The sequence below is a fragment of the Veillonella sp. 20925_1_51 genome (genome assembly GCF_041431445.1).
In the GTDB taxonomy this organism is placed as follows: Bacteria; Bacillota; Negativicutes; order Veillonellales; family Veillonellaceae; genus Veillonella; species Veillonella nakazawae.
On the sequence record NZ_JAPVXT010000001.1, the window covers coordinates 502681 to 525736 of the forward strand.

The 23056-nt window shown below is 38.4% G+C and carries 27 protein-coding genes; all 27 read right to left on the bottom strand.

The features are described from left to right. Positions 1-5: 5 nt before the first annotated feature. A complete protein-coding gene (locus O3607_RS02325) occupies positions 6-1088 on the bottom strand; it encodes an efflux RND transporter periplasmic adaptor subunit (protein ID WP_314109016.1) in 1083 nt (360 codons plus the stop codon). A gap of 169 nt (positions 1089-1257) precedes the next feature. Beyond that, positions 1258-2172: an ATP-dependent 6-phosphofructokinase gene (locus O3607_RS02330; RefSeq protein ID WP_316058798.1), complete on the bottom strand. Its 915-nt coding sequence runs from the start codon at positions 2170-2172 to the stop codon at positions 1258-1260. Further along, entirely contained in the window at positions 2144-3043 is a 900-nt protein-coding gene (locus O3607_RS02335) for a shikimate kinase (RefSeq protein WP_371443248.1), read from the bottom strand. The genes O3607_RS02330 and O3607_RS02335 overlap by 29 nt, the downstream gene beginning before the upstream one ends. A gap of 127 nt (positions 3044-3170) precedes the next feature. Then, positions 3171-3362: a hypothetical protein gene (locus O3607_RS02340; RefSeq protein WP_129823105.1), complete on the bottom strand. Its 192-nt coding sequence runs from the start codon at positions 3360-3362 to the stop codon at positions 3171-3173. Positions 3363-3567: 205 nt separating this feature from the next. Beyond that, positions 3568-4164, bottom strand: coding sequence for a fimbrial assembly protein (locus tag O3607_RS02345; protein WP_371443249.1), 597 nt, complete (start codon positions 4162-4164; stop codon positions 3568-3570). After that, a complete protein-coding gene (locus O3607_RS02350; RefSeq protein WP_371443250.1) occupies positions 4148-5002 on the bottom strand; it encodes a hypothetical protein in 855 nt (284 codons plus the stop codon). The genes O3607_RS02345 and O3607_RS02350 overlap by 17 nt, the downstream gene beginning before the upstream one ends. A gap of 9 nt (positions 5003-5011) precedes the next feature. After that, the gene (locus O3607_RS02355) at positions 5012-5419 is read right to left on the bottom strand and encodes a hypothetical protein (RefSeq protein WP_105093879.1); all 408 of its coding nucleotides are present in this window, start codon (positions 5417-5419) and stop codon (positions 5012-5014) included. Continuing rightward, positions 5400-5864 (bottom strand): hypothetical protein, encoded by a 465-nt coding sequence (locus tag O3607_RS02360; protein WP_285364932.1) that lies wholly within the window; start codon positions 5862-5864, stop codon positions 5400-5402. The genes O3607_RS02355 and O3607_RS02360 overlap by 20 nt, the downstream gene beginning before the upstream one ends. A gap of 107 nt (positions 5865-5971) precedes the next feature. Next, positions 5972-6328 carry a hypothetical protein gene (locus O3607_RS02365; RefSeq protein ID WP_371443251.1) on the bottom strand — a complete coding sequence of 119 codons (357 nt, stop codon included), beginning with the start codon at positions 6326-6328 and terminating at the stop codon, positions 5972-5974. A gap of 7 nt (positions 6329-6335) precedes the next feature. Next, complete coding sequence (locus tag O3607_RS02370) at positions 6336-6797, bottom strand: hypothetical protein (protein WP_060924232.1); 462 nt, start codon at positions 6795-6797, stop codon at positions 6336-6338. Next, the gene (locus tag O3607_RS02375) at positions 6752-7333 is read right to left on the bottom strand and encodes an A24 family peptidase (protein ID WP_024064538.1); all 582 of its coding nucleotides are present in this window, start codon (positions 7331-7333) and stop codon (positions 6752-6754) included. Before O3607_RS02375 ends, O3607_RS02370 begins: the two co-directional genes overlap by 46 nt. Positions 7334-7373: 40 nt before the next feature. After that, on the bottom strand, positions 7374-7820 hold the full coding sequence (locus tag O3607_RS02380; protein WP_256440057.1) for a competence type IV pilus major pilin ComGC: 447 nt from the start codon (positions 7818-7820) through the stop codon (positions 7374-7376). A 72-nt stretch (positions 7821-7892) separates the two neighbouring features. Further along, complete coding sequence (locus tag O3607_RS02385; RefSeq protein ID WP_060924229.1) at positions 7893-9068, bottom strand: type II secretion system F family protein; 1176 nt, start codon at positions 9066-9068, stop codon at positions 7893-7895. 8 nt (positions 9069-9076) lie between these two features. Further along, on the bottom strand, positions 9077-10096 hold the full coding sequence (locus tag O3607_RS02390) for a type IV pilus twitching motility protein PilT (RefSeq protein WP_105093882.1): 1020 nt from the start codon (positions 10094-10096) through the stop codon (positions 9077-9079). Beyond that, a complete protein-coding gene (locus O3607_RS02395; protein WP_295220626.1) occupies positions 10080-11090 on the bottom strand; it encodes a GspE/PulE family protein in 1011 nt (336 codons plus the stop codon). The genes O3607_RS02390 and O3607_RS02395 overlap by 17 nt, the downstream gene beginning before the upstream one ends. 188 nt (positions 11091-11278) lie before the next feature. Further along, positions 11279-12562, bottom strand: a complete 1284-nt coding sequence (gene eno / locus O3607_RS02400) for a phosphopyruvate hydratase (RefSeq protein WP_024065658.1) — start codon at positions 12560-12562, stop codon at positions 11279-11281. A 115-nt stretch (positions 12563-12677) separates the two neighbouring features. Next, a complete protein-coding gene (gene gpmI / locus O3607_RS02405) occupies positions 12678-14204 on the bottom strand; it encodes a 2,3-bisphosphoglycerate-independent phosphoglycerate mutase (RefSeq protein ID WP_371443252.1) in 1527 nt (508 codons plus the stop codon). 13 nt (positions 14205-14217) lie between these two features. Beyond that, positions 14218-14988, bottom strand: coding sequence for a triose-phosphate isomerase (gene tpiA, locus O3607_RS02410; protein ID WP_371443253.1), 771 nt, complete (start codon positions 14986-14988; stop codon positions 14218-14220). Between the two features lies 1 nt (position 14989). Next, positions 14990-16168: a phosphoglycerate kinase gene (gene pgk, locus O3607_RS02415; protein WP_371443254.1), complete on the bottom strand. Its 1179-nt coding sequence runs from the start codon at positions 16166-16168 to the stop codon at positions 14990-14992. A gap of 13 nt (positions 16169-16181) precedes the next feature. Next, entirely contained in the window at positions 16182-17192 is a 1011-nt protein-coding gene (gap, locus tag O3607_RS02420) for a type I glyceraldehyde-3-phosphate dehydrogenase (RefSeq protein ID WP_105085797.1), read from the bottom strand. Between the two features lie 58 nt (positions 17193-17250). After that, positions 17251-18276: a sugar-binding domain-containing protein gene (locus O3607_RS02425; protein ID WP_316582141.1), complete on the bottom strand. Its 1026-nt coding sequence runs from the start codon at positions 18274-18276 to the stop codon at positions 17251-17253. Between the two features lie 168 nt (positions 18277-18444). Next, entirely contained in the window at positions 18445-18894 is a 450-nt protein-coding gene (locus tag O3607_RS02430; RefSeq protein WP_295826231.1) for a zinc ribbon domain-containing protein, read from the bottom strand. A 29-nt stretch (positions 18895-18923) separates the two neighbouring features. Beyond that, positions 18924-19550: a uracil phosphoribosyltransferase gene (gene upp, locus O3607_RS02435; protein ID WP_060924220.1), complete on the bottom strand. Its 627-nt coding sequence runs from the start codon at positions 19548-19550 to the stop codon at positions 18924-18926. Between the two features lie 187 nt (positions 19551-19737). Beyond that, positions 19738-20970: a serine hydroxymethyltransferase gene (gene glyA, locus O3607_RS02440; RefSeq protein WP_105093887.1), complete on the bottom strand. Its 1233-nt coding sequence runs from the start codon at positions 20968-20970 to the stop codon at positions 19738-19740. 45 nt (positions 20971-21015) lie between these two features. Beyond that, the gene (gene rpiB / locus O3607_RS02445; RefSeq protein WP_119207967.1) at positions 21016-21453 is read right to left on the bottom strand and encodes a ribose 5-phosphate isomerase B; all 438 of its coding nucleotides are present in this window, start codon (positions 21451-21453) and stop codon (positions 21016-21018) included. Between the two features lie 11 nt (positions 21454-21464). After that, positions 21465-21911 (bottom strand): low molecular weight protein arginine phosphatase, encoded by a 447-nt coding sequence (locus O3607_RS02450; RefSeq protein WP_004696171.1) that lies wholly within the window; start codon positions 21909-21911, stop codon positions 21465-21467. Positions 21912-22023: 112 nt separating this feature from the next. Then, the gene (locus O3607_RS02455; protein ID WP_371443255.1) at positions 22024-23055 is read right to left on the bottom strand and encodes an L-threonylcarbamoyladenylate synthase; all 1032 of its coding nucleotides are present in this window, start codon (positions 23053-23055) and stop codon (positions 22024-22026) included. Between the last annotated feature and the right edge of the window lies 1 nt (position 23056).

Here is a 23056-nt window from a genome sequence, read left to right on the forward strand (position 1 = left end):
TACTATTAGAACGGTCCACGGTTATTATTCTTAGGTGCTGTTACATCACCACTTACGATGATTTCATCACCTTCAGATAAACCCTTTAGAATTTGTACATTAGTATCACCAGTTACACCTGTAGAAACAGCTGTACGTACTGGTTGACCATCTTTAATAACATATACATATTCCCCTTGCTTATCTGTACGCACTGCAGTAAGAGGTACTACCAATGTATTTTTAATGTCTTCGCCAAAGATAGTTGCACGAGCCGTCATAGATGGTAAGAAATTGTTGGAAATATTTTCAGGAATTTGAACTTTTACGGTATAGTACACAACGCTATTGCTTGTAGCGCCCATATTGCCTTTTGTACCTTTTGCAATTTCAGACACGTAACCTGTGAAAGTTTCACCTGGTTTAGAGTCTACTGTAAATTCTACTTTAGCACCCTGTTTAATACTACCAATATCTGTTTCATCTACAGTTAGGTAAATTTCTAAATCACTTAAATCTGCAATCGTAGCGATAATCATTTGTGTAGAAATGCCAGTACTGATAGTTTGACCAGCTTTCAACGGTGTACCAATAACAGTACCAGACATTGGCGCTGTAATAGTAGCATCATTTAAATCTGCTGCTGCACGGTCATACGTAGATTTTGCCCGTTCATAAGCTGTTACAGAATCATCATAGGTTTGTTGAGCAATAGCATTTTGATCGGCTAATGCTTTATAGCGGTTCATATCAAGTTCCGCCTTAGATAATGCAGCACGAGCATCATCTGCAGAGGCTTGTAATTGACGTGTATCAATATAGGCAATCACTTGACCAGCTGTAACTTGATCATTCTCTTTAACTAAAACTTTTTCAAGTTTACCAGCCACATTCGTAGAAACGTCTACATAATTAACAGGGTTAATAGTACCTGTAGCACTAATACTTGTTTTTACATCACCCTTTTCTACCTTGCCAGTAGTATATAAGTTTTGTGTTTGCTTAGAACCTTCACTATGCATGTAGTAGTATGTACCACCACCAAGAACACAAAGAACAACAGCACCAGCAATAATGCGTTTACGATGCTTTTGTAAGAATTCTTTCATTATAATCTCCTTATAAAAAGATGAAGATATTGCCAATAAAGTATCTATTTATGATGATACTATTAGTATTTTTAAATTATACAGCACCAATTACTTTTATGCAATATAATTTCATTAATGAATAAATGATGATAAAAAGAAAATGACCCTTTCGGGTCATTAGATAATATCAACTGCTTAAGATTGATAAAAGTGTATAGTCCTTATCATTGATAGGGAAATTAAGACTTTCAGCCTCTTGATAGGAAATAGGACGAATATGACCATCTATATAGCCCAATAATCGATTATCTGTACCATTCATCAATAACTCAATACAGGTTTCACTCATACGAGCCGCTAAAATAGCATCAAATGCAGATGGACCGCCACCGCGTTGTAAATAACCCAATACGGTCAAGCTCGGATCAAATTCCGTATGTTCCTTAATATAGGATTTAACTTCCCCACTATTATAAGCACCTTCTGCAACGAGTATCACACTATATTCTTTACCACGAATCTGTGTCTCCTTCAAATGGCGACACACCTCATGTAAGGGCATAGGATTTTCAGGAACGAGTACAATTTCTGCACCACATGCAAGTCCAGCTTTAAGCGCAATATGACCGGCCTTACGTCCCATTACTTCGACAATGGCTACTCGTTCATGTGAATTAGAAGTATCACGAATTCTACCAACCGCATCAACCACAGTATTGAGCGCCGTATCAAAACCTATAGTATATTGGGTACCACCCATATCATTATCTATGGTACAAGGAATAGTCATTGTGGACATACCTAGTTTCGCTAAACTCGTAGCGCCTCGCATAGATCCATCACCACCGATAACAATAAGGTGATCAATACTATGAGACTTCAATATATCATAGGCCTTTTTTTGAACATCCTCATTTTGGAACTCTGGAAAACGAGCTGTTTTTAGCATCGTTCCACCTTGAGTAATAATGCCTCCTACAGAGCGGTTTGATAATGGAATAAATTGCTCTTCCATAATGCCTAAATAGCCCCGCTCAACGCCGAACACTTCAAACCCTTCATGGATTGCTTTTCTAGTTAGCGCTCTGATGGCGGCGTTCATGCCAGGTGCGTCTCCGCCGCTTGTTAGTATTGCGATTCTTCTCATATCCATTACCCCCTTGTGGTGCATGTTGTTTGGATATAGCTTCTGACTTACGTCCTTTACCTGTCTGATTAGATGTCTTCTGTTTACGACGTTTATCACAGCAAGATGTATTAGGTCCTACCTTATTAGATCCTACCTTATTAGAACCTAATGTTTGAGAAGTTCGTTTATGAGCTTCTATTTTCTTAGGTATTCTACTATCATTTGTATTTCTAGTAACATAATTATTTAGTTTTAGTTCTTGAGATGATTCTTTATCATCTCCATTGTTCATATCATTGGGTTGACGTCTTGCTTTAAATTGCACACCTGAAGCAAATAATTCATCTTCAATACGTTGCATAAAATCATAGGTCCGACCATTTGTTGTATCTAGTACAAAATCACACTGCTTATATACTGGTTTCCAGGATAGTATCATAGCGTGTACAAAAGCATGTACATTATTGTAATCCATAGTTGGCCGTTTCCCAATTCGGCGATTTACACGGCTCACAATACGAAATTGTGCAGCGCGAATACCAATAATATATGAGTATTTTTTTAATACTTTTAACGTACGATGTTCAATCGGAAAATTACCACCTACAGATATAACCGCTTCATGGTATAAGCATACCTTTTTAAGTACATCCATTTCAGCACGACGGAATGCTTTTTCTCCAATTTTCTTGAATATTTCAGCAATAGGCAACCCAAAACGACCTTCTAATACGCGATCAGTATCTACAAATTGCCATCCCTTGCGTTCTGCAAGATTACGACCGAAATGACTTTTGCCACTTCCCATAGAACCGATGAGCATAATATTGCGTTTTATTATCATCTATTTATGTGCCCCTTATTATTTCATATCCTTCATTGTACTATAAAATGCTACAAAAACAAAGACAGACTATAGACTAACTCTCTATAATCTGTCTCTATTAGTATTACTAAAAATAATTTATATGTTAAGACCTCATAATTGGTTTCACTGCACAATGTACATATACTACATTGCCTTTCCGTTCTATGTCCTCTATTTCTATACGGCGTGAAGGTTCTTTCTCATCAACAGTATTAATCCAGTTTATAAGTCGTTCTGTACTCCCTAATACAGTTAACTCTAATACACCTTCATGCTCATCAGTACTAACAATCATTAATGGTTCTCCTTGCAAAGAATCAAAAACACTTGTATTAGAACTCGTGTTAGATACCTTATTTTGCTTAAATGACTCTAACAATTTGGCTTCCTTAGATACAATATAATCTGACTCAGCATGTATTTTAATAACATAGTTTTCTTGTCGCTCTTTTAATTGAGTAACTTTCTGATTTAAACTAATAAATCCATATAGTGAACTACTAATGATGATGCTCCACACTATTACGATCATTAGTATCTTCTCTACTGGATGTGTTGTGCTCTCCTTTAGATCCTTCCACATGGAATGTATATATACCTTTATCTGCTTTAACTGTTCCATGACACTCCATTCCTATTAATCTGTGTTGAAGACTAGCTATAAACTTACGACACGCATCATCAGTAACACCTACACCATCCACACTAATCTGTCCATCTTTTATATGGAGGTGCTGTAAACTAATACCTTGCTCCATAGCTATATCAATGACATATAGGACTATAGTATTTTGAATCATAGATGATGTATTATTTTTTGAACTATTCTTAAGAATTTGATCTTTAACGGCTATTATATCTGCATACTGTTTCCCTATAGACTGATACTGTGAATTTTCTAATAGACTCAATAGTTCTGATTTTTCAGCTTTATAATGTTCGTAACTAGTCCAGCAATAACCTAGAGATAATAATCCTACTATTCCGTATATAATACTCATTCCATATAGATAATATCGATATCTATGCCATATACTATGCCAATGTAACGAACGAGGCATTAAATTAATGTGTCTATCCTTACCAGCCCAAGCCAATCCATTTAAGCCCCCTTGCTGCCATACCAATGGCCATATCCCAATCTAGTTGGCCTAGTTTACACCGATTACGACCACGACCTAAAAATAGTAGAGGAATATAGTCCGTCTCTCCATATATAGAAATAATAGCTTCCATATCCGTTCGTTCCTCTTCCGTTAACTGTTCTAAACCATACAGCTTAATACCTTGTATTTCATCTACGCCAAACTCCTGCAATCTAGTCTCAAGCTGTTCTATCCCTTCTGATACATCGGTACTAGTAATTGGAATTCTACATTCTTGAATACATATATCGTTCCACCATAGCCATAAGTGTAAATCACCCTTTTCAACAACGCCAGTTACAGTCCCACTACGCCGCATCAAACTGTAACAAATAGGGATAGGCCAAAAATCGATTACATCTACTGGAGCATAAGTGTCTCTTATTCCTTGTTTTAACAGTTCTAATGAATGACGCTCTACAGCTACCATAAACATATGATAATTATGTCTTGGATATTCTCGACGACACGCATCCATTTGGAAGCAATCTCCATCAAAGCTAAAGTAATCCTCTACATTCCACTTGATGAACTCTTTCATATCAAAATCGTGAGGATCATAAGGTGCCACATGCATTTGTGTATCAATATTTGCAACAATACTGTAGGCACCATCATCTAAATCATACATTTCAATAAATTTTCGAATATCCTCATCAATAGGTGCACTGCGTTTCATTTCTAGTGCATCGGTAATGACCATAGTTTTATTTTCTACATGAGCTGTAACACATACAATACGTTCATCTGTAATGCATACTCCAGTATGTATTTTCTTTTTTCGTTTCATAGATTCACCTCAATATGGTTTCACCTTTATAACATGCATATTATTATCCTTATCTACCGTCACATACATATGTACTCGACTGACAATTTTGTGACGCTTCAATTTCCCATAACTCATAACATGACGAGGGTTTTCTGATACTGAGTCAGCTTCAATCGTTATTTCCACGTCCGCATCATCAGCTACTATTAGCTTTTGCTGAAAGTCCCATGTATTACCCGCTCTACAATAGCCTACAAACCAATGTGCTCCACTTTGAGCTGCATAGTGTGCCTCTTCTAAATGCAATTCATCTATTGCATTACCTTCACAAATTTGACCAATACGCAGCCCCATAAAGGCTAACAATAATAAAAAAGACATTGTAAGTATCGCTACATATGTAATAAATCCATCATTATGGGCTCCCATGTTCATGACTCGGTTCCTCATGATATTTATACCAATCATATATACTACTTTGACCTATAGAAACTTCATATATAGCTAATCCTCCATATCCAGCAGTATATTGCTTATCACCAGTAAATCGATTAGTAATATACCAACGCATGTGGATAGTTTCACTTTCATCTATACTAAATGGATGCTCTTGTGTATACCCCACATTTCGCTTATCTTTTGTACCTATAATGCGGCTACCACTAACCGGCTGCAAGCTGCCATCCGTAAGTTTTCTATACAGCGCATGGCGTTGTACAGTTAATGTAGTCCGTTTAGTATCGTGAACATATAAAGTCTTATTTCTATCCTCTACAGTTACCTGTACAGGATTCCATATAATTTGAGCTACAACCATACGCCTTGTATACCGGCCATCCTCCATCATCGCAACACTATCTATTAATTTTGCATTCCACATAACTCCGTAAAAAACTATCCCTAATAATAAGGTTAGAACGATAGTAGAAATAGTTATACTCATAAGTGTGGAATACAAAATAAAACCACTTTGTTTATCATGAGTACTCAACGTATTTCCTCCAAAACGAGAGATAAGCTATACACAATAGTTTCATTATCTATGGCCTGTACAGTTAATCGTTGTAGGGCAATGCCATTCTCTACGGTAGATTCTATGTGTGTTTTATAAGTAATAGATTCCCTAGGGCTCATAATAAATTGAGAGTTATGAATCCCTTCTTGAATGTGACCTGTTTTGTAATACTGGGACTTACTTTCCTCTAAATATGTTACAGTGTCTTGTACTATATAATCCCAATAATAAGCCTTATAGATTGTCAGGGTCGCCATCCAAAATACAGATAGTATAACAGGCAATATAAACATAATAATGGCTGTTGATACTAAGGCATCTCCATACATAAATCCCTTAGTGTACTTCTTCCCATCGAATACGTCCCGTCTGCACAGATATCCATATACGATTTCTCTCACCACTTTCTCGATCCCGTAAAATAAGTTCCGTTCCATCATAAGGCAGTCCTAGAGAAGAAAAGGAGATAATCGTTAAAGGTTGTACATTTTCAATCCCTGTAGGTAACGATATATCGACTGTATGATGATGCGCATCCTCCTCTAAGGTATAGCTATCTTTATTTAATATAAATAACATGCGCCCTTTCCCATTCGACTTATGACCAAGCATAGACCAAAGTTGAACCTTTTTTAACATATATACCACTTCTTGAGTACTTCCATTTAAGGTATAACGACTGGGCGTCGTAACAATAGGCAAAGACAGAGAAATCAAAAGTAAAAATAAACTAATAGCAATAATCCACTCGGCTAACAAAGAGCCAAACTGATGATGTATAGGTTGTGCCTTAACCATTGATATAACACCTCCATATAGGACCCGCCATGTAAGGCACACCAACCACCAAAGCATAGAAAGGGACCAAATGGAATATATCGATTACGATAGCTCGTTAGTAAGAGATAGAGAGAACCAACGCAAAAGGCTACGTAAAAAAAGCATATAATCTCCCAGGGCGTAAGCCACATGGAAATAGCAGAAAACCATTTCACATCGCCTAGTCCAAAACCTTTATGACTAATAAGACGAAGTCCATATGTAATAGTACCTACAGTCATAACACTTATAATCGTTATAAGCATAGACTTATCATTTAGAAAGCTGTACAAAATGCCACCTATAACAAGCACTAAGGCCCCTTCATCAGGTAATATATAGTAATGCATATCGATGGTAGCACCTGCTATGATGATGAGTGAAAACACAGCATACAAAGCAACGTGAATAAAGGATATTACCTGGGATGAAACTATAATAGGTAGTACTATGGATGCTATATACACGATCAGGGCTATAACATAATGCGTCCCTTTCATACCTTGTCCTTCCATACAATCAACGCTAGATATTAAATTCTAGATATAAGTTACGTTAAGGTGCGTCAGGTGCTTTAACTACAACTGCTTTTGCCGTACCGCCATTAACCACTTCATAAGTAATGGTATATTCCTTATCCTTTGGAGTCTTAACATGTTCTGTAAGATAACCTTCTTTATATAGATTTTCTACAGTTGGTGGTGTATCTACATTCTTGTCGATCATATAGAGCTGCGTTGCATTTTTTATGATTTGAATATCTGCCGTTTCCTTCGCATTTCGTGCTCTATCAGCAGCAGATAAAAATTGTGGCATCGCAATAGCTGCCAATATGGCAATAACGGCTACCACAACCATTAACTCAACAAGGGTAAAGCCCCCTTTTCTCGACTTCTTGAGATTTTCCCGAACACGAGAAATATGTAAGTGGTCTAAAACCCATTGACCACATAGTTCTAATCGAGAATTTAAACCATGAACCATATGTATAACAGAACTCATAATATCCTCCTTATAATGATTAAATAACAGCTATCCATTTATATTGACCTCTATTGTGCTAACTATAAATAGCTATTGTCCTCCCAACTTAGCAATAGACGTAAATAATGGATACATAACAGATACAACTAAAACAGCTACACCAATTCCCATTACAGTTAGCAAAATTGGTTCTAAAAGCCTCTCTAGTCGGGCGATATATTTTGAAAGTATAGATTCATAGTAATGTCCACAATGATGTAGCATCTTAACGAGCTCTCCACTTTCCTCGCCAATAGAAATCATTTGCCATATAAAGGAATTTCCAATATTCTCAGATCTAAGGCTCTCTTCAAAAGAATGACCCGTTAATAACTTTGCCTCTACTTTCTCACTACATTCGGCACCATACATATTGCCCCATAAAGGTCTTGTGATATTCATAGTATGAATAATAGAAATTCCAGAATCTAACAAAAGGGCCCAAACCTTTAGCATACTTGTATAGTAAATGCAGGTCATCCATTGGTATCTGTGAGCCAACAGCCAAAGCCAACGATGTACTTTGCGTTTTATACTATGTTGATGGTATGCAAAGACTAAAGCGCCTATACCTACACACTGCATAATAAAGACTAATATAGGATGATTCTTTAGCCCTTGTCCTAATGCAAAGAGGGCTCGTGTCATCAATGGTAATGTAATATGCATGGTAGTAAAAACCTTCTCAAAGGATGGAATGATAAACAGGATGGTAACGAGAAAGAATACGTTCATCATGAGAAGAAGAAATATAGGATAAGAAATAGCACTCATAACCTTTTGTCGCAATTGTCGCTCCCAGTCATAGTGACGTGAAATGTATTGTAAGCTTTCACCTAAAGTGCCTGCTGCCTCTCCACTTTCTAGTAGTGCTAAGGCTATCGCAGGGCAGCCTTCACTACGCAATGCTTGCGATAAGGTTTGACCTCTCTCAATCGATTCATAGAGGGCTGTATATAAAAGCCCTTGCTTCCCATGACAGAGTAACTGTAATGCCCTCCGTAAAGGCACACCAGACTCGATGAGTAGTCCTAATTGATAAGTTACATCTACCACCATGGTATGATTCCACTTATGCTTTTTCTTATTTACTTGTAAAGTGATTTTATAAATCTTATATCCATCGCGCTTTAACCGTGTACCGACCTCCTGTTCTGAATCTGCCCACATCAAACCTTTTACTGTTTCATTATTCTCATTTTTTACGACATATTCATAAGCCTCCATATCTGCACCTACGATAATTGTTGATCTAATAGCATATGTAGTTGATGCTGCGTTCCATATTGTGCTTTTACATCTCGTACGGCCATTTCTAGTGTTTTCATAGGCAGTTGTGTTTCTTGAATAGAGATAATTTGCGGTTCCTTACGGGTGCGTATTAAATTTGCCACTGCATGAGTGTTTAACAAAATATCACGAATGGTAATAAACTTTTTATTCCACCTAAGGAGTCGTTGACATATAACAGCACGTAACACTTGAGATATTTGACTGCGAATCTCCTCTTGTTGTTCACCAGGAAATAGTGAAATCATGCGGTGAACTGCCATCACGGCCCTTTGCGTATGCATAGTGGCCATCACAAGATGACCCGTTTCGGCCGCATGAAGTGCGGCCTCTAATGTTTCACGATCTCGAAGCTCTCCAACCATAATGACATCTGGGTCTTCTCGCAATGCATCGCGAATACCATTAGACATAGACTTAATATCGGCACCTAATTGGCGTTGATGAATTAAAGATTTCTTAGGCTTAAACTCAAATTCTATGGGGTCTTCTAAGGTAATGATATGGCGCTCCATAGTTTGATTTATATAGTCAATACAACAGGCTAAGGTAAAACTTTTCCCACTACCTGTAGGCCCGCATACAAGCAATAGACCATCATGTGCTTCACATAGTTTTTGAAGTAAATGTCCTTCACTGTTATCCTCTAGCTTAAGTTGTTGATGGCACAATAACCTCAGTGTCCCACATATCGTTTGATTAGCCTTATATAGATGAACACGTATACGCACGCCACAACAGGAACAAGCTTCATCGAGAGATTGCCATTCATAAGAGGCTATACCACAACGTCGTAAAATATCTTCAATTAAGATAGTAGTACATATAAACGAAGTAGCCTTCAATCCATCACCATGTCGCAAATAGATAGGCTCACCACATTGTAGATGAATATCTGTAGATGATAATTGTATTGCTTGTTCAACAATGGTTTCTAAACTTCCACTATTACAGCATGAGTCCACAACGATGCACCTCCTCTATCGATGTAACATGCTGAGATACAGCTTCACGAGCGGAATCCTCTAGGGACACAAGTAAATGTGCTTCTAATTGATCCCAGTGAACTGAATTGGTTGGTATTTCTAAATATTCAAAGAGCGCAGTCCGTCCATGATACGTGGTGCCATCAAATTTTCGAACTAAACGTTGCGCTATTGCCCCCATTAAAGTAGCCCGTATTAAATACGGTTCTACCCCCATATCCATGAGACGCGTTACAACACCAATAGCTGTGTTAGTATGAATTGTAGATAACACTCGATGCCCTGTTAAAGCAGATTTAACGGCCAGCTCTGCAGTCTCCTTATCCCTGATTTCACCAATCATAATCGTATCTGGATCTTGCCGTAGCACTGATCTAAGCCCTTTGGCAAATGTAAAGCCAATCTTCTCATTAATACCAATTTGTATGGCTCCTTTAATTTCAGCCTCTACGGGATCTTCAAGACATATGAGCTTTGTTTCCTCGAGATTTAACATGCGTAACATGGCATATAAAGTAGCCGTTTTACCACTACCTGTAGGTCCACAGATTAGAAGTAAGCCATAAGGACGTTTAAGTAATTGTTTAATATGCTCAAAAATATCTGCACGCATACCTAAGGCTGTTAAGTCTTTATGACTCCCTTCATTTCCCATAAGTCGGCAGACCAAAGTTTCACCATATAAGCTGGGCAAGGTAGATACGCGCATAGTTACAGATGTATCCTTATGACTCCAAGCCCATCGACCATCTTGAGGCAATCTTTTTTCACTAATATCTAATGCACTACAAACCTTGATGCGGTTGATAATAAGTTCAGCCTCTTCAGAAGACACAGTCATATTTGTTCGTAGTAATCCATCTTGTCGTAACCGAACTTGGACACCACTTTTTGTGGGATCAAAGTGAATATCGCTCACATGATGTTCTAAAGCATATAGGATAATGTCGTCTAATGTTACGTCTACATACATGGTCACCTCCTATACCTTTCGGTATGTTTTTACCTCACACTAGCGTATGGCGTTATAGGTTTCGACATCCTCACCAAAATCCCTTTTTTATTTTTAAAAATCCACGAAGCGAAAACTTTTCTATTTTTAGGCATACAAAAAAGGCGCCCCGAAGGGCGCCCTTATTGGACTTTTAGCTAAGACGATTTTTATTTTAAGTTATAGAAAACGTCATTACCTTTATATTGTGCTGTTTCGTATAACATTTCTTCAATACGAAGCAATTGATTGTATTTAGCTACACGTTCAGAACGAGCTGGTGCACCAGTCTTAATTTGGCCAGCATTTACAGCTACTGCAATATCAGCGATAAATGTATCTTCTGTTTCGCCAGAGCGGTGAGATACTACACATGTATAACCTGCGCGTTTAGCAAGTTCCATAGCGTCAAATGCTTCTGTTAAAGTACCGATTTGGTTTACTTTTACAAGAATAGAGTTACCTACACCAAGCTCAATACCACGAGCCAAACGTTTTGTATTAGTTACGAATAAATCGTCACCAACGAGTTGTACGCGGTCGCCAAGGCGTTCTGTCAATAATTTCCAACCATCCCAATCTTCTTCAGCAAGACCATCTTCGATGGATACGATTGGGTATTTACCTACTAAGTATTCGTAGAAATCAACCATTTCAGCAGCTGTTTTAACTTTGCCTTCGCCAGCTAAATTGTATTTGCCATCTTCATAGAATTCAGAAGATGCAGAATCAAGAGCTAATTTAAAGTCTTTACCAGGTTCATAACCTGCCGCTTTAATAGCTTCACAAATTACTTCTAATGCTTCTTCGTTGGATGCCAAGTTAGGAGCGAAACCACCTTCGTCACCTACGGCAGTGCTAAGACCTTTATCATGAAGTACAGATTTCAATGTATGATATACTTCTGCACAGCTACGAAGAGCTTCAGCAAAGGATTCCGCACCTACAGGCATGATCATAAATTCTTGAATATCTACGTTATTATCCGCATGTGCGCCGCCATTCAAGATATTCATCATAGGAACTGGCAATTCTTTTGCGTTGAAACCGCCAAGGTATGCAAACAATGGCAAGTCTAAAGATTCTGCCGCTGCACGAGCTACTGCCATAGATACACCAAGAATTGCATTAGCACCTAAGTTAGATTTATTGTCTGTACCATCTAATTTCAACATCAAGTTATCGATAGCTACTTGTTCAGTCGCATCATAACCAATAATGGCAGGACCAATTTTAGCATTTACATTATCGATAGCTGTTAATACACCTTTACCGGAGTAACGGGATTTATCACCATCACGTAATTCTACAGCTTCAAATTTTCCTGTGGAAGCACCAGATGGAACTGCAGCTGTTGCAATAGTGCCATCTTCTAAACATACTTCAACTTCAACAGTTGGGTTACCGCGGGAATCTAAAATTTCTCTTGCAATGACTTGTTCAATTACTGCCATTTCTTCACCTCATAAAAATCTAATGGGATAACTGTCATGCGACAGATATTATATATTGAGCAAAACCATATAGGTTATAACTCTTGTTAACTACTAATATAGTGAAAGTTCTATATTATGCTTTTTGTACTAAACTATGACCTGTCATAGATTTTGGTTGTTCTATACCAGCCAAGTCTAATAATGTAGGAGCAATATCACATAATTTGCCAGCCTCTAATGTAGCTGCTTTTAAGGTATCACTCATTAAAATTAAAGGAACCAAGTTTGTTGTATGCGCCGTATGAACTTTGCCAGTTTCATGATTAACCATAAGCTCAGCATTACCATGGTCTGCTGTAATCAACAAGTGACCATTCTTACTACGTATAGCCTCTACGATGCGTCCTAAACAAGTATCTACAGCCTGAACTGCTTTAACAGCTGCTTCAAAGCTACCTGTATGACCCACCATATCTGGATTTGCAAAGTTTAAGATGATCATGTCATACGTTTCATCTTGAATAGCTTCTACGACCTTATCAGTTACCTCATAAGCACTCATTTCAGGTTGTAAATCATAGGTTGCCACTTGAGGAGATTTCACAAGTATGCGGTCCTCACCTTCAAATGGATTCTCTTTACCGCCGTTGAAGAAATATGTAACATGAGCGTATTTCTCTGTTTCAGCAATACGCAATTGACGATAGCCACCTACGCTTAGTACTTCGCCTAGTGTTTCAGATAAAATGTCCTTTTCATACACAATATGAACTGGTAAACCATCTTCATATTTAGTCATAGTCGCCATGTATAAAGATAATGGTTCACGGTTAAAGCCATCAAAGTCTGGCAACACTAAGGCTTTTGTAAGCTCACGACCTCGGTCTGGACGGAAATTACAGAAGATAACAGCATCGCCATTCTTGATCGTTCCTTCAGCATCAATTACCGTAGGAAGAACAAACTCATCTGCCGCATCTTTGTCATAAGATTGTTGTACCGCTTCACAGGCTGATGCTGCTCTTTCACCTTGACCATTTACAATGGCATTGTAAGCAAGTTCCACACGGTCCCAACGATTATCACGGTCCATCGCATAGTATCGACCACTCACAGTAGCAATTTTTCCACAGTTTAGCTCTGCCATATACGCTTCTAAGTCTTTTAAATAGCCTTGTGCACATTGAGGGGCTACGTCACGACCATCGAGCAAGGCATGTACATAAACGTGCTCAATGCCATGATCATGAGCCCCTTTGATAACTGCCTTAATGTGCTCTAAGGAACAATGTACATTGCCATCTGATACTAGACCGATAAGATGTAAGCTTTGTTTTTTAGCAACTTCGTATAGTTCCTGCATAACAGGGCGATTATAAAACTCACCAGATTCAACGTCTTTAGTAATACGAGTCAAATCTTGGTACACAATGCGCCCAGAGCCAAGGTTTAAATGGCCAACCTCAGAATTCCCCATCTGTCCTTCTGGAAGTCCTACTGCAAGCCCAGATGCTTCTAATTTTGTATGGGGATACATATCCCACAATTGATTAAAACAGTGCGGCTTCGCCTGTACTACAGCATTGGTTGTATCTGATTGATCTCCCATGCCAAAGCCATCTAGGATAACTAGCATTACGGGAGCCTTTAATTTAGCCATTTTTAACCTCATATTAAGCGCTTACTTCATTCGCCGCTTTAATAATATCAATAAATTCATCAACTACTAAAGATGCACCACCTACAAGGGCACCATCAATATTGGGTTCCCCAAGGATTTCACGAGCATTTTCGGATTTAACACTACCACCATATTGGATGCGCACGGCATCAGCAGTCTCATCATCGTATAAAGAACGAATGTAATCACGAATTTCTTTACATACTTCTTCAGCTTGATCGGCAGTTGCTGTTTTTCCTGTGCCGATAGCCCAAATTGGTTCGTACGCAACAATCAATTGGCTAACTTGTTCCTTTGGAACGTCAACCAAAGCACCTTTAAGTTGAGATGTAATCCAGTCTAGAGTATGACCGGATTCACGTTGTTCTAAACTTTCACCAACACAGACTATTGGTACCAAATTATGGTGAAATGCACTTTTAATTTTTGCATTTACCGTCTCATCTGTTTCACCATAATATTCACGGCGTTCAGAGTGACCGATAATAACATAATTGACGCCTACCTCTGTAAGCATAAGTGGTGAAATTTCACCAGTGAATGCACCAGCATCATGATAATCCATGGTTTGTGCGCCTACTTCAATCGCTGTATCGCGTGTTAATGCTACAGCACGTTCAATAGCTGTGAAAGGCGGGCAAACAACTACATCACAGGATAATTCCATATCTTGTAACACGCTGTTAAACGCTTCGATCAGAATAGATCCAGACGCAATGGTGCCATTCATTTTCCAATTTCCTGCAATAATGGGTTTTCTCATATTATGCCTCAGACAATGCAGCAATACCTGGTAGGATTTTACCTTCTAAGAATTCCAAAGATGCACCGCCACCTGTGGAGATATGGCTAATCTTGTCTGCCAAGCCACTTTTTTCAATAGCCGCTACAGAATCGCCACCACCAACGATAGTCATCGCATCGGATTCAGCTACAGCTTTTGCTACCGCATTTGTACCAGCTGCAAAGTTTTCCATTTCAAATACGCCCATAGGACCATTCCAAATAATAGTCTTCATTGGCGCCAATGCTTCTACATAGAGTTCACGAGTTTTAGGGCCAATATCTAATACCATCCAGCCGTCTTCAATTTGATCGACGTCAACGATTTTAGTATTTGCATCGTTGCTGAAAGCATCAGCTACTACAGCATCGATAGGGGTCAATAATTTAGCACCTGCTACGCGAGCTTCCATAACAAGATCTGTAGCAATAGCTTCTTGACCTTCTTCAAATAAAGAGTTACCAATGTTGCAGCCTTGTGCTTTAATGAAAGCATTTGCCATACCACCGCCGATGATCATTACATCAACTTTTGGTAATAAATTAGAAATTACAGAAATTTTATCTGTTACCTTAGCACCGCCGATGATAGCTGCCATAGGTGTTTTTGGATGTACTACAGCTGCACTTAATGCATCAATTTCTTTTTTGAGCAAGAAGCCTGCTGCCATAGGGATATAGTCAGCAATACCAACTACGGATGCTGCATTTCGGTGAGATACACCGAATGCATCGTTAATTGCTACATCAGCAAGAGATGCCAATTGTTTAGCAAATTCAGGGTCATTTTTAGTTTCTTCATTATGGTAACGCAAGTTTTCAAGCATCAATACATCGCCTGGTTGTAATGCTTTTACAGCTGCTTCAACCTTAGGGCCAATGCAGTCATCTACGAATGCTACTGGCTTGTTGATAAGCTCAGATAAATGTTTTGCACATGGTGCTAAAGACATTTCAGGTTTGCGTTCCCCTTTTGGACGACCAAAGTGAGAAGCAAGAATTACCTTTGCCCCTTTTTCAATTAAATAATTGATAGTAGGTAATGCACTACGAATACGAGTGTCATCAGTGATGACACCGTCTTTCATAGGAACATTAAAATCAACACGAACAAATACTGTTTTATTATCTACTTGTAAACCTTCGATTGTTTGTTTCATCAAAGCCTCCCGATTATAAGCCTTTGCTTGCTACGAATGCTGCCATATCGATAAGACGTTCGGAGTAGCCCCATTCGTTATCATACCAAGAAACAACTTTTACCATGTTACCATCCATAACCATTGTTAAATCAGCGTCAACAATAGAGCTACGTGGATCGGAGCTGAAGTCACAAGATACTAATGGCACATCAGATACACCTAAGATACCTTTTAATTCGCCAGCTGCTGCTTTACGGAATGCTTCGTTGATTTCTTCTTTAGTAGCAGGTTTTTCAAGTTCGCAAACAAGATCTGTAGCAGATACATCTGGAGTAGGAACGCGCAATGCAAAACCATCTAATTTACCTTTTAATTGTGGCAATACTTTAGCGACCGCTTTTGCTGCACCAGTTGTTGTAGGAATGATAGACATTGCTGCTGCACGAGCACGACGAGGGTCTTTATGACGTGCATCAAGAATTTTTTGGTCATTTGTATAGGAATGAATTGTAGTCATCATACCGCGTTTGATACCGAATTCATCGCATAAAACTTTAGCAAATGGAGCCAAGCAGTTTGTTGTACAAGATGCATTAGAGATGATGTGGTGTTTTGCAGGATCATACATATCTTGGTTTACACCCATAACCATAGTTAAGTCTTCGTTTTTACCAGGTGCAGAAATTAATACTTTTTTTACAGTAGGTTGATTCAAATGAACCTTTGCTTCCTCTGCATCACGATATTTACCAGTACATTCCATAACAATTTCAACGCCTTCTTCAGACCAAGGCAATTTAGAAGCATCGCGGTCATGGAATACGCGAATTTTTTTACCGTCAACATAAATGTTGTCTTCATCAAATGTTACTTCGTTAGGAATTGTGCCATGAACAGAGTCATATTTTAACAATAATGCAGTACCTTCATTATCGCCAGTAGCATTGATTGCTACAACCTCTACGTCAGGATTGTTAATCGCTGCACGTACTACACATTTACCAATACGACCAAAACCGTTAATACCAACTTTTACTGCCATTGTTAGATCCTCCTAATAACAAAAATATTCTAACAAAATATTTAACTACTAACTTCACTTATAATGCTGAAATTTGTAACAATTGACGCATACCTTCTGCAGCTTGCTCATCAATGATGAGTATGCCTTTTTGACAAGCTCTCATAACACCAATAATGGCACTCGATTTATCTTGGCCACCAGCCACAGCAATCACATTTGGAATTTTTGCAACATCTGGAAGAGATAAACCAATATTATTAGTGGAATAAATCAACTTACCATCTATATCGCAATATTGACCAAGAGCTTCGCCAACAGCATGATTATCTACTAACTGCTTACGCACATCATCAGCTATATGGCGCTGATCTGCCATGCGCATAGCTGTACCAATACCAAACAACAATATGTCAGTCCTACTAATGAGATCTCCAATTTCCTTAATTTGAGGTTCGCAAGTCATGAGCATATGCAATGAGTCTTGTGAAAGCCCATCAGGTAAATGAAGCATTTTATAGGTCCCACGAAGTCGTTCAGCTAGCACTGAAGCAATTACGTTAGCTTGATATTCAACTACCTCACCAACGCCCCCACGGGCAGGTACAACAATAGGATTAAATGGTAATACAGGCATCTCTTCGGCCACTGCAGCCATTGTACTGCCACCACTGATAGCAACTACAGAGTCAGGCTCTAATAATTCCTGTAATAGCTTTGCTGCTGCAAAACCTAACTTTTTAACCATCAACGTTCCTTCTGTAGGAGTGATGATAACCCTATCGATATGAAGTGCTTCAGTCAATCGATGTTCTAGCTCGTTAATACGATCTAATTCATTTAAAAAATTTCGCAACTTTGGAACAATTGCATGTCCCTCATCAGTGAGAAAAATTCCTGGTTTATAAATGTCTACAAGACCATTAGCACGCATTAACTCAATATGACTTCGTACGGTTCGCTCTGGAAGGTCCGTTGCAGTAGCTAATGTCCTACGGCCTATAGGCTCTTCATAAACTAGGTGGTTTAATATTTTGTATCGCTCCTTTAATACACTAACGATTTCAGGAACAATACGTTCACATATCATTAGAAACTCGTTCATCGGGTCCCTCCTTTACCCGTTAGGATTGTATGAATCGTTTTTCGTCCCATGTGAACAAAATTCGTCCCACCTAAAATAAAAAAATACCTTTACACATTTATTTTATACCCTATGTGAATTTTATTCAAGCTAAAAAACGCCCAACTAGGGCGTTTTCTAGATAAATTATTATTTAGACTGATTAGTATAGTCTTCAAAAGGTTTTAATTCCATTGGAGTTATTTCATATTCTCCATTGCTCTCATCAGTGTTGTGTTTAGATGAAAATTCTGATAAATCAGATTGACAGTATCGACACTTAATAGCTTCATTACGAATAAATTCCCCACAATATGGGCATTTCTTAAGATTATTATCTCTAACCTTAACACTATCATTATCCTTAAGTGAAAAAGCATGAACTAAAGCAACAATCCACAATAAATTACTATAAATCAGCCACAAGAAGAAGGAACGTCCTTTTTTATTTGCAATAATTGCTGGTATTAAAAATAAAGCAGCAATCACTGGAATCATTGACATAGGTTTTGTCCATATTGGATCATAGACAAAATCCATGTAACCATCAACAACTATACAAGAAATAATAAATCCCAATATACATTTTATAATGATCATTTTAATACTCCCCCCCTACAAAATTCCCCTTATTTTGTACCGAAGATACGGTCACCAGCATCGCCTAAACCAGGCAAGATGTAACCATGATCATTAAGTTTTTCATCAAGGGCCGCTACATAAATAGGAACATCGGGATGTTCTTTATTCACTGCTTCCACACCTTCAGGAGCCGCAACAAGACACATTAACTTAATATTTTTAGCGCCTTTTTCCTTTAACAATGTAATAGCAGCTGCTGCACTACCACCAGTAGCTAACATTGGATCTGTTACTATAAAGTCGCGTTCGCCTACATCAGAAGGTAATTTGCAGTAGTATTCTACAGGTTTCAATGTTTCTGGATCACGGTATAAGCCAATATGACCAACCTTTGCAGTTGGAATCAAGTTAAGCATACCATTGACCATACCTAGGCCAGCACGAAGAATTGGGATAATACCCAATTTTTTACCTGCAATACGTTTGCCAGTCATTTTAGTTAAAGGTGTTTGTACTTCTACATCCTCTAATGGAAGGTTACGAGTGATTTCATAACCCATCAACATAGTAATCTCATCAAGTAATTCTCTAAAATCCTTAGAGCCTGTTTCTGCATCACGCATCAATGTAACTTTGTGTTGAATCAATGGATGTGTCATAACATTAACTTTCATGACTGTCCTCCTATAAATAATTTACATACCCTATCGGTATCCATTTAATATTCATATTTACTCTATCACAGATTAATAAATCATGCCATAAAAATATTAAAAGGGATGTGCCTAGGCACACCCCTTTTATGCTACATATAGGTTTATAGGACTACAAATATGTAATTATTATAATTAATCTAATAGATTAGTATAAAGGATACGCTTCACAAAGTGCTGCCACACGTTTGCTTGCTTCTTCATGAATTGCTTTATCTTCAGGATTTTTAAGAACAGTTGCAATGATGTCTGCAATTTCTTCCATATCTTTTACTTGTAAGCCACGTGTTGTAAGAGCTGGTGTACCAAGACGGATACCGCTTGTTACAAATGGACTAGCAGGATCGAATGGAATTGTATTCTTATTACATGTAATACCTACTTCATCAAGTAAGTGTTCTGCTTCTTTACCTGTTAAACCAGTATTGCGAACATCTACAAGCATAACGTGAGTATCTGTACCACCAGAAACAATTGTTAAGCCTTTTTCTTGCAATGCAGCAGCCAATGCTTTTGCATTATCGATAACTTGTTGTGCATATACTTTAAATTCAGGTTGTAATGCTTCACCAAATGCTACAGCTTTAGCAGCGATAACATGCATTAAAGGACCACCTTGAATACCAGGGAAGATAGCTTTGTCGATTGCTTTTGCATATTTTTCTTTGCAAAGAATCATACCGCCACGAGGACCACGCAATGTTTTATGAGTTGTTGTAGTAACGATATCAGCATGTTCTACAGGATTTGGATGTAAACCTGCTGCTACAAGGCCCGCGAAGTGAGCCATATCTACCATGAAGATAGCATCAACTTCATGAGCTACATCAGCCATTTTTTTGAAGTCGATTTGACGGCTATAAGCACTACCACCAGCAATGATCAATTTAGGTTTAGCTTCTAATACGATTTTACGGAACTCATCATAATCAATTTGTTGTGTTTCTGCATCTACACCATAAGGTACTACATTAAAATATGTACCAGATACATTAACAGGAGAACCATGAGTTAAATGACCACCGTGGGATAAGTTCATACCCACAATAGTATCACCTGGTTGTAATAATGCGAAATACACACCAAAGTTTGCTTGAGAACCAGAGTGAGGTTGTACGTTGGCATGTTCTGCACCGAACAAGCGTTTTGCTCGTTCAATAGCTAATGTTTCGATAACATCAACATTTTCACAACCGCCATAATAACGTTTACCAGGATACCCTTCTGCATATTTGTTAGTTAATACGCTACCTTGAGCTTCCATTACGGCTTGAGAAACAAAGTTTTCAGAAGCGATCATTTCTAATTTATCGCGTTGGCGTGCTAATTCTTGATTGATAACAGCTTGAATATTAGGGTCTTGTTTTTCTAAGAAACTCATGAGTATCCTCCTCGTGCAAAACGAATATATATAGGTAATGATGTATTACTTCTCTAATGTTTTAATTTTCTCTACACGGCGTGCATGACGGCCACCTTCGAACTCTGTTTTCATAAAGATGGCAACAATATCATTAGCTAGGCCTGGACCAATAACGCGTTCTCCCATTGTGAGAATATTAGCGTCATTATGTTCACGACATGCATGAGCAGAGAATGTATCATGACAAAGAGCAGCGCGAATACCTGCAATCTTATTTGCTGCAATACCGATACCAATACCAGTACCACAAATCAAAATACCTCTGTCTGCTTGACCAGATACGACTGCATTTGCTACAGGTACAGCAATATCAGGATAGTCGCAAGAATCAGGTGTATGACAACCAAAATCCTCTACTTCATGTCCCAATGCATTTAACAATTCCTTAACGGATGCTTTTAAATTTAATCCGCCATGATCACAACCAATTGCAACTTTCATAATTTCATCTCCTACGCCTTCTGAGGCACTGATGTAAGACCAGCCTCTACTAAGTGATAAATTTGTTCCGCACATTGATTATATACGGTTTGATCAGACCCATATGGGTCCGTAACATCACCATCTTGACCACCCCACTCGGAAATCGTTTTGATTTTACTTTCCTCAAACGGGAATTGGCGAAGTAGTACAGATTTGTGATCTTTCGTCATACCAATGATAAGATCTGCTGCATTAACGAGCTCCATCGTCAATGGTCTCGATTCATGATCAGAAATATCTGCAATGGAACGGACAGCTTCCACGGCTTGTTCAGTTGGTTTTGCTCCATAGGCGGCAAATAGACCAGCTGATACAGTCGTCACATCCTTATGTTGCTCCGCTGCAAGGGCCCGTGTAATACCTTCAGCCATAGGGCTACGGCAAGTATTACCGGTACATACAAATAAAATATTCATAATAACATCCTTACTTAATCACATTTTGTGATTACTTTATACATTATAGCAAATCCATCCAATATGTAAAGACATATTTCTATTATCAGTGGACATTTTTATTTCAGTAAATTTACTTATAAATGATATGATGACTCGATGCCTTTTCCATGCGGTTCATAATGGCAACACCAAAACCGTCGTCATCAACACCTTCTGCCAAGATTAAGGCAACATGATTTTCGTTAAAATATAATAGGCTTTTATAAAAGTCATGGCCTAATGATAAGGCATCACCATAGTTGCCAAAACAATGGAATATAAAGCGTGTATCCTCTTTCATAAGGTTATACGTTTCATGACTCACTAAACAACCTATAGGACCTTCTATCCCCTCTGAAAGCTCTTTAAAAGTACTTGCCACCTTCTCTGGACTACCTACAACAACTGTCATAGGTGCATCAGGAGCATAATGGGTATACTTCATACCAGGAGCTTTAGGCTTAGTTGTGGCATTAACGAGAGCAGTATCATACTCAACCGTAGATACAACAGCTTCAAGTTGTGCTTTTGTTATTCCACCTGGTCTCAATATAATGACCTTGTCATCATGTACTTCTACAACAGTAGACTCTACACCAATCATACATGGTCCTGCATCTAAAATATAGGAAATACGGCCCTTCATATCATGGTAAACATCTTGTGCCGTTGTCGGACTTGGACGACCAGATATATTAGCACTAGGGGCCGCTACCGGTACACCGGTACGCTCTAATAAAGCTCGACAAATCGCATGATCAGGACAACGTAAAGCAACACGAGATAAACCGCCTGTAGCACGATCTGGCACTAAATCCGATTTAGGCAATGTGATTGTCAATGGACCAGGCCAAAATGTATCCATTAATAATTGTGCTGTATTTGAAACCTCTGTTACTAAAGGTTTTATACTTTCACTATTAGGAACATGTAAAATAAGTGGATTATCGGATGGACGACCTTTAGCGGCGTAGATTTTATCCATTGCCTCTGGATCAAGTCCATTGGCGCCAAGTCCATATACAGTTTCTGTAGGAATGGACACTAATTCGCCATTACGCAAGGCGCGAGCAAGCATATCTAGTTCTTGATCTGATGGATTTGTAATAATTTGAGTATCCATA